The sequence below is a fragment of the Novispirillum itersonii genome (genome assembly GCF_014205675.1).
GTDB classification, from domain to species: Bacteria; Pseudomonadota; Alphaproteobacteria; order Rhodospirillales; family Rhodospirillaceae; genus Novispirillum; species Novispirillum itersonii_A.
The window spans coordinates 1-7,498 of the sequence record NZ_JACIIX010000032.1 but is presented as its reverse complement, the minus strand read 5'-3'; the positions used below and the strand labels follow the sequence as shown (position 1 = coordinate 7,498).

Annotated in this window: 6 protein-coding genes; 5 read left to right on the top strand and 1 reads right to left on the bottom strand. The window is 64.4% G+C overall.

The genetic code is table 11. From position 1 onward, the window contains the following. Both FHS48_RS19735 and FHS48_RS19730 read left to right on the top strand, forming a co-directional pair. On the top strand, positions 1 to 693 hold a 693-nt coding region (locus FHS48_RS19735; RefSeq protein ID WP_184266687.1), incomplete at its 5' end, for a VirB8 family type IV secretion system protein. Then, positions 690 to 1,781 (top strand): TrbG/VirB9 family P-type conjugative transfer protein, encoded by a 1,092-nt coding sequence (locus FHS48_RS19730; RefSeq protein ID WP_184266684.1) that lies wholly within the window; start codon positions 690 to 692, stop codon positions 1,779 to 1,781. The genes FHS48_RS19735 and FHS48_RS19730, both read left to right, overlap by 4 nt. A gap of 105 nt (positions 1,782 to 1,886) precedes the next feature. On the opposite strand, the gene FHS48_RS19725 is transcribed toward FHS48_RS19730, so the two are convergent. Continuing rightward, on the bottom strand, positions 1,887 to 2,036 hold the full coding sequence (locus tag FHS48_RS19725) for a hypothetical protein (protein ID WP_184266681.1): 150 nt from the start codon (positions 2,034 to 2,036) through the stop codon (positions 1,887 to 1,889). Positions 2,037 to 2,091: 55 nt separating this feature from the next. On the opposite strand from FHS48_RS19725, the gene FHS48_RS19720 reads away from it, so the two are divergent. The 3 genes from FHS48_RS19720 to FHS48_RS19710 all read left to right on the top strand — a co-directional run. Further along, positions 2,092 to 3,192: a TraB/TrbI/VirB10 family type IV secretion system protein gene (locus FHS48_RS19720; protein ID WP_184266678.1), complete on the top strand. Its 1,101-nt coding sequence runs from the start codon at positions 2,092 to 2,094 to the stop codon at positions 3,190 to 3,192. A 230-nt stretch (positions 3,193 to 3,422) separates the two neighbouring features. Then, complete coding sequence (locus FHS48_RS19715) at positions 3,423 to 6,569, top strand: hypothetical protein (RefSeq protein WP_184266675.1); 3,147 nt, start codon at positions 3,423 to 3,425, stop codon at positions 6,567 to 6,569. A 15-nt stretch (positions 6,570 to 6,584) separates the two neighbouring features. Further along, positions 6,585 to 7,498: ATPase, T2SS/T4P/T4SS family (locus tag FHS48_RS19710; protein WP_184266672.1), on the top strand; the 914-nt coding region annotated here is incomplete at its 3' end.

Genomic DNA, 7,498 nt, shown 5'->3' with positions numbered 1-7,498 from the left:
GCCGCACCGTCCGCCCCCCCGGCTTCGCCCCACCGTCACGAAAGCGTGGTGAACGCCGACCCCTACGCCTTCGCGACGGCCTACGCCCGGCAGGCGTGGCTGCTGCGGCTGTCCACCATCACCAACGTTGGCCTCTTGGCCACCGTTGTGGTGTTGGCCAACGCCATCGGGGCGATGTCCCCGCTGAAGACCACGGAAGTGGCGCTGGTCCGCACCTACGGCCCGGATGACAAGCTCTACAAGGTCGAGCCGATCACCGAGGACACCGAGGGCTTCCAGCTCTACCTCGAAAGCATGGCGCGGCAATATGTCCGGCTGGTGCTGGAAATCGACGCGGTGACGCAGGAACAGCGCCACAAGGAAGCGGCGCTGATGAGTGATGGCCGCTGGTGGAAGCGGTTCCGAAAGGATTTCCTCAACACCAAGGAAATGGCCGAAACGCTGGAAAGCGGCCTGATCCGCACGGTGAAAATCGAAACCGTCACCACGGTTCCCGGCATGACCGCCGACCGGAAACTGGTCGTCGATTTCACTGAAACCGACACCCTGAAGGGCCGGACCATCAGCACCAAGCGCAAACAGGCGTTCTTGGCGATGGAAACCCGCCCGCAGTCGGTGCGGGCCGAGGACAGATACACCAATCCGCTCGGCGTCACCGTCCTTGAACTCGTCCTCAAGGAGCGCCCGGCATGACACGGACCTCTCCCATGAAAAAGATCCTGATTGCCGCCGTCAGCGCCCTTGCGCTGACCGTGGCCACCTCGTCGGCCTTCGCCCAGACCGCCCGCAGTGCTGGCCCGGCCCCGGTGCCGCCGAACCAGCAGCCCGCCATGGCTGCCAGCCCGTCCACTCCGGCGATGATGGCCGCGCCGTCTGCCGGGATGCCGCCCCCGGCCTCGGTGATCATGCAGGCCAACAATCAGCAGGAAGGCGTTTACGGCTATCTGGAACGCCCGCGCTCTGCCGGTCAGATCCAGCAGATCTGGGACGATGCCAGCCAGAAGGCCGGGATCTACACGGTGGATGCCTGCGCCGACTGCTCCTACAAGGTGCAGGTCCGCGAATGGATGGTCACCACCATCGAACTGCCGCGCGGCGAGGTGATCGAGAGCGTCGATCTCGGGGACCAGCGGGGCTTTCAGGTCAGCCAGCGCGGTAAGGGCAGACTGGCGGTGCGCCCTGTGGGCCACGGCTACGACACTAACTTGCTGATCTACGGCAAGAGCGGCGCGATTTACCCGGTGTATCTCCGGGCGATTGGCTTCAACGCCGTCGAAATCACCGACTTCGTGGTGCGCATTCAGGGCACCGTTTCGATGCCCGAGGATGTCGCCGACATGGCGGTTCCGGAGATTTCTGACGACAAGGGCAAGGCTGGCAATACCCCGGTCAATGCCAAACAGGCGGCGGCGTCCGGTCTGGCGCAGGCCTTCGCCGGGGCCGATCCGCAAGCCTCCCCGGTGCAGGACTTTGTGCAGGATGCGCCGTTCGATCCGAGCAAGTTGCGGGGCTGGGGCCAATACCGGCTGTCCGGCAATGACGACACGATGGAACCCGACACCGTGTTCCGCGATGACCGCTTCACCTACATCAAATACGGCGAACGGAAGTGGACCAGCACCGAACTGCCAACCGCCTACGTCGTAGTGGACGGCATCGACGAGCTGGTGAACACCCGCGTGATGGGTGACGTCTTCGTCATCGAAAGCACTCGCCCGAAGATCACCCTCAAGTCCGGCGAAAGCTACCTGTGCATCACCTACAAGGGGAGTGATGCCTGATGAGCCTCGTCTGCGACATCGCCCTAATGCTGGGAACCACCCTCGCCGGGCACTGCGGGATGGCCGAGGCAACCGAGGCCCCGGTTCGGGAGTTCCCGCCGATCATCATCCGGGAAGCGGCACCGGTGCCGCCAGACCCGCCGCCGCCAGTCCCCGCACCCGCATGGAATCTGCCAGCGCCACCTCCACCGCCGGTTTTCCCACCACCGCCACCGCTGCTACGGGATGAGTGGCCTGTGATGTTACTCCCGACACCGCCGAAAGGCTGGGTGTGGAGACTTGAGGCGCATCTGGTGCCGAAGGAGGCGGAATGAGCCTCGTCTGCGACATTGCGCTGGCGGTCGGGCTGACCATCGCGGGGCACTGCGTTGAGGCCACACCGCCGGTGCCCCCGGAAGCCATGCCGCAGGATGACCCCAAGGCATGGGCGCTGCCGGTGGTTCCTCCGGCTCCTCCACCCGCACCGCCGGTCTTCCCTCCGGTGGTGATCCGGGAGGCGGCCCCCGTGTCGCCCCCGGCTCCGGCCCCACAGCCCGAACCCCCTCCGGCTCCGCCACCGCCACCGCCGCCCGCCCCGGATCCGGTGGCGGAGGCCATCAAGGCAATCTGGTCGCGTCAGGGATCGGATGCGATGCAGCTTGCCAGTGCTCCGGCCAGCCTGCCCGCCGGGGGCCTGCTCGGCCCGATGTCGGTTCCGGCAGGCGGCCTGACCCCTGATCCGGGGGCCGATCTCGGCCCGCTGACCCCGCGCAAACCGGCGGAGTACCAGTCAGAGCGCAGCGTATCGAGCCAGCCGGTCGATAACACCCGGATCATCACCGCCGACCGCTACATTGCCGGGATCATCGAAACGTCGATCAACAGCCAGATCGGCGGGGACCAGACCGGTACGGTGGTGATCCAGACCGCACGGGACGTGTTCGGCTATCACGGGCGCAAGCTGCTGCTGCCCAAGGGCACCCGCCTGATCTGTGATTATCAGGCTCCCGAGGATATCGGGTCCTCCCGTATCGCACTGGCCTGCAAGCGTGCCCTGATTGCCGGACACCGCGCCGAAATCCGGGGGCTGGACTCCCTGCTGATCGACCAGCAGGGCCGCGCCGGAACCTCCGGCGAGGTCGATAACCGTTTCTGGGAGCGCTACGGCACCGCCTTCGCCCTGACCGGCATCAGCACCGCCGTCCGCTACGCCACCACCGTCACCCAGACCACCGATAAGCAGAACGCCAGTGCCGCCACGCAGTCACGCGATGCCGGGGCACAGGAGCTGTCCACCCGGCTGGGCGAGATCAGCGCCAAGGTCCTCGAACAGACCATGGACCTGAAGCCGATCATCACCGTTCCGCAGGGCACCCGTATCCACATCCGCCCGGACAAGGACTGGTACATCGCATTTCCGGAGGCGTCATGACCACACCGCAGGGCAGTGCGCCCCCCGACAAGACCGCCGACCGGGAACCCGAGGCTCCGACCCCGGCCCCGACCATGGACTTCAAGCCAATCAACCAGATCCCGATGCTCACACCGTTCATCCCTCGGCCCCGACGGATCCTGATCGTCACTAGTGACCAACGGCGGTCAAACGGTCTTCCAGCCCGTGATTTAGCCCTTCTCTTCGTCTCTCTCTGAATGAGGCATCCGATGCAGAAATCTCTCTCTGCCGCGTTGTTTGCCGTGTCCCTGCTGCTGGCCGGGGCGACGGTGCCCCCAGCGGCCACGGCCCAGACCGCCGCCGGGGCCAAAGCCGTGGCCCCGGCCACCCCGGCCACCGGCCAGACGCAGACCACACCCCCGGCCCAGCCCGGCCAGCCGGGCGCAACACCTCCCGGCACGATGGACGAGCTGAACGCCATCGTGAAGATCCAGAGCCGCCCTAAGACGGTGACGCCGCTGCCGGAAAACCAGCCGGTGCAGCTTGATCTGTCTTTGGTCAACGTGCCCGAAGTGCCCAAGCCGCTGCTGGAAGGCGTCACCGGCAATGCCTTCGCCCGCTACGTCAGCGTCGATAACAAGCTGGTCGGTCAGATGGTGCTGGCCGGTGTCAGCAAAGACGGCCGCATCGAGGCGCTCGACACCAGCAAGTTCGCCGCTCAGTTCCCGCTGAAGGCAACAACCCTCTCCACCGATGAACCCGTCGTCATTGAAGGCGACAAGGTGCAGCTGATCGAAGCCCTCAAGCGCCTGCAAAAGGTTGAGGAGGTGGAGAAGAAAAAGAAGGAGGAAAAGGAAACCTCCGAAAAGTCCAGCACCACCTCCAACGCCAACGGCATGGGCAGCCGGTCCTCCGCCAACCCGGACGCGGCAGGCTACACCACGCCGCAGCCGGGCACCCTGACGCAGAAAGAAACCACCACCTCGGTCGAGGTGGTGGAAGACGGCTGCCCGATCCGCGTGGACGTTGGGCAAGGCGTCGCCATCCAGCAGAACCGCACCGTCACCGTCTCCGGTGACAGCCGCAGCGAAAGCCCGTGCGAGGACGGCGGCACCCGCTACCAGATCAGCAAGACCTATCAGGGCTGCACCTACGCGGTCGATCTGGTCGGGAAGACCGCCACCGCCCGCTACAGCCAGTCCTACACCGGCCCCGACGGCACGGTGCCGGTCGGCGGCGGCTGCACCGAGGACCCGGAAAAGGTCTTCCAGATCGTCGAACAGTCGTGCGGGGATCAGGTCAACGGCTCCGTCACCGTGACCCGCGCCCGGCTGATGTACCGCAACCACCTCAACACCGATGTTGAGGTCCAGCCCTGCGCCGTCAAAGGCACCCGCGAAGTCACCGCGTCGGGCTGCCCGATCCGCATTGACGCCGCCAATCTGGTCGCCATCCAGCAGACCAAAATCGTTACGGTCGAGAATAACCAGAAGAGCGAAACCCCGTGCGAGGATGGCGGCACCCGCTATCCGATTGCAAAGTCTTATCAAACCTGCCCCTATGTGGTGAATGTCGGAGCCCGTACCGCCACCGCCCAGTTCAGCATGTCCTACACCGGGCCGAACGGCAGCACCGTTGCCGTGGCCCCGGACTGCTCGCCGGATCCGGAAAAGGTCTACCGCATCACCGAACAGTCATGCCCGGTACTGGTGTCCGGCGGGCTGACCACCCTGCAATCGAAATTGCAGTACCGCAATCACCTCAACACGGACGTTGAGGTGCAGGGCTGCACCACCACCGAAACCCGCGAGATCACCGAACAGGGCTGCCCGGTGCGGATCGACACCGGCAAGCTGAAGGCCATCCAGCAGACCAAAACCGTCACCACCATCATTGCCGGGAACCAGAAGAGCGAAACCGCCTGTGAAGACAGTGAAACCTCGTTCCCGCTGCTGAGCAGTTACCTCAACTGCACCTATCGCGTTGACCTGACCGAGATGACCGCCACCGCGCGGAGCCGGTTCTACTACGTCAACAAGAACGGGGATTCGGTGCAGGCCACCGACTGCGCCAATGACAACGAAAAGGTCTTCCCGATCACGGAAGACGTGGCGGCCTGCCCGATCAAACTTGACTTTGACGCGCTGAAGGCCATTCCGCAGGCCACCCTGACCTATACCAATCACCTCAATGCCAAGGTGCAGGTGCGGGATTGCATGGACAGCAAGACCGTCAACCCGGTGCCGCTGGTCGCCACCACGGATGGCTGCACCATCCGCCACGATTTCGCGGCAGGGAAATCCACCCAGCAGGGCGGCTATAAGTACACCCTGAACAAGGTGATCTATGACGCTGTGCTGTGCAGCGACACCGAAGCGACCTATCCGCACAGCAACGTCTATGACGACGCGGCGGGCGGCTCAATCTGCAATGCCATCATCCGGCAGGACAACCGCAAGGTTTACCGCCAGTACCGCACCCAGATCATCGTCGGCGGTCAGCCCCGGTACATCACCGAATGCACCCCCGACACCACGGCGCTCGATCTCTACACCACACAGGAGGGGTGTGAATCCCCGTCAACCTGGGTGCATGACCTGAGCGCAGGCGTCTCCTATGCCAGTGTCCGCGACTACTACATGCGGTCCGGTCGGCGTGAATACATCAACTCCTGCCACACCGGCAGCCAGACCTATCCGCACCAGATCACGGCGGCAGGCTGGGAAATGAACGACGGCAACCGCACCAGCATCCAGAAGAGCCGGGTGTTCATCAACGCCCCGACCGGGCAGTACGTGATCAACACCTCGACCATCCTGCCCGGCACCACCGCCATTCCCTACGAGTACGTCACCCAGACCACCAGCCGCACCGGCCAGAGCACCTATGAAGGCTGCACGGCGTGGCGTCTGACCGCCAAGACCGACCAGTACCGCCGCCCGGACAGCACCATTTACAACCTGCCGATCGGGGCCGGGGCACCGGAAAACGGCGGCAATGTCTGTGACAAGGTGCTGATGGCCACCCGCAACTTTGTGGTGGGTGCGTGGCGCTATGGGACGACCTCCACGTACACCAGCAACAATGGGGAATACACGCACGATGAATGGATCATGTCCCACCAGCTGATCCGCCGGGATGCCGGGCGGTTTGTCTATCGCAACCGCGAAAACTATCAGGATGTCAGTCAGGTCTTTGAATGGACCAGCTCGCCGGTCACCTATCCGCAGGTGGTCTTGCAGGCGTCCTATCAGCGCGATCCGGCATATAGCGGCAATGCGACGGTGTACTCCGATGCCAACATAACCATCCACGTCTGGGACTGGCTGCCGCAGTACCCGAATGGCACCCCGGATGTGCTGACGTCCCGCGCCTCCACGGTCCAGCTGACCACCCCGCCTGAAACCGGCTGGTAAGGGGGGCAGATCGTCATGAACGCACTCCACACAATCCAATCACAGGAAGGAGGAGCCTGCCCGGCACATGCCGGGCAGGCTCCGGCCCTGCTGCACCGGCCCGGAAACCTCCGTCTGACGCCGCTGCTGGCCCCGCTGTCCCGCTATTACTCCGACCCGGCCACGGTCGAGATCCGCATGTCCCGCCCGGGCGCGGTGGTGATCGACCGGCGGGGTGAGAAAAAACACCTGATTGAGGATCCGGCGCTGAACCGGGGCCTGCTCGAAAAGATGGCCAGCGTGCTCGGCAACCGCGCCGGGGTGAGCTTCGACGGGGTGAAAAACGTCAAGCTGTCCTGCGTCCTGCCGGAGGGGCACCGCTTTGAACTGCTGGTCGGGACCTCGGTGCAGACCGATCTGTCACTGGCGATCCGCTGTAAGCACCCGTTCACCCCGACGTGGCAACAGTTGGGCGTCTCGGATGCCCTGCGTGATTACCTGCTGGGCAAGATAACGGAGGGGGCAAACCTGATCGTCTCCGGGGCCACCAACACCGGCAAGACGACCCTGCTCAACCTGATGCTGGCCGAAATCCCCGATCATCGGCGGGTGGTGGCCTGCGAGGACACCCCGGAACTGCACATCAGGCGGTTCTGGGATGGAGTGGGGTTGTTAGCGGCCCGTGAGGAGGGCACCGGCTCCGGCATGGTGACGTGGCGGGAACTCTACGATCACATGATGCGCATCACGCCGGACAACATCCTGTTCGGGGAAATCAGCACCCAGAACGCCTTTGCCGCCCTCGCTGCCCTCAACAGCGGTGTCACCGGCTTCATGTGCACCATTCACGCGGAATCTCCTGAACAGGTGATCCACCGCAAGTTCGTCCAGAACATCAGTTGGGCGGGCGGCGACATGGCCGACATCCCGGAATTTCTGGCCGATCTGGT

Coding starts and splice junctions, on each gene's coding strand:
- FHS48_RS19730 (WP_184266684.1), top strand. CDS start 690: ATGACACGGACCTCTCCCATGAAAAAGATCCTGATTGCCGCCGTCAGC.
- FHS48_RS19715 (WP_184266675.1), top strand. CDS start 3,423: ATGCAGAAATCTCTCTCTGCCGCGTTGTTTGCCGTGTCCCTGCTGCTG.
- FHS48_RS19720 (WP_184266678.1), top strand. CDS start 2,092: ATGAGCCTCGTCTGCGACATTGCGCTGGCGGTCGGGCTGACCATCGCG.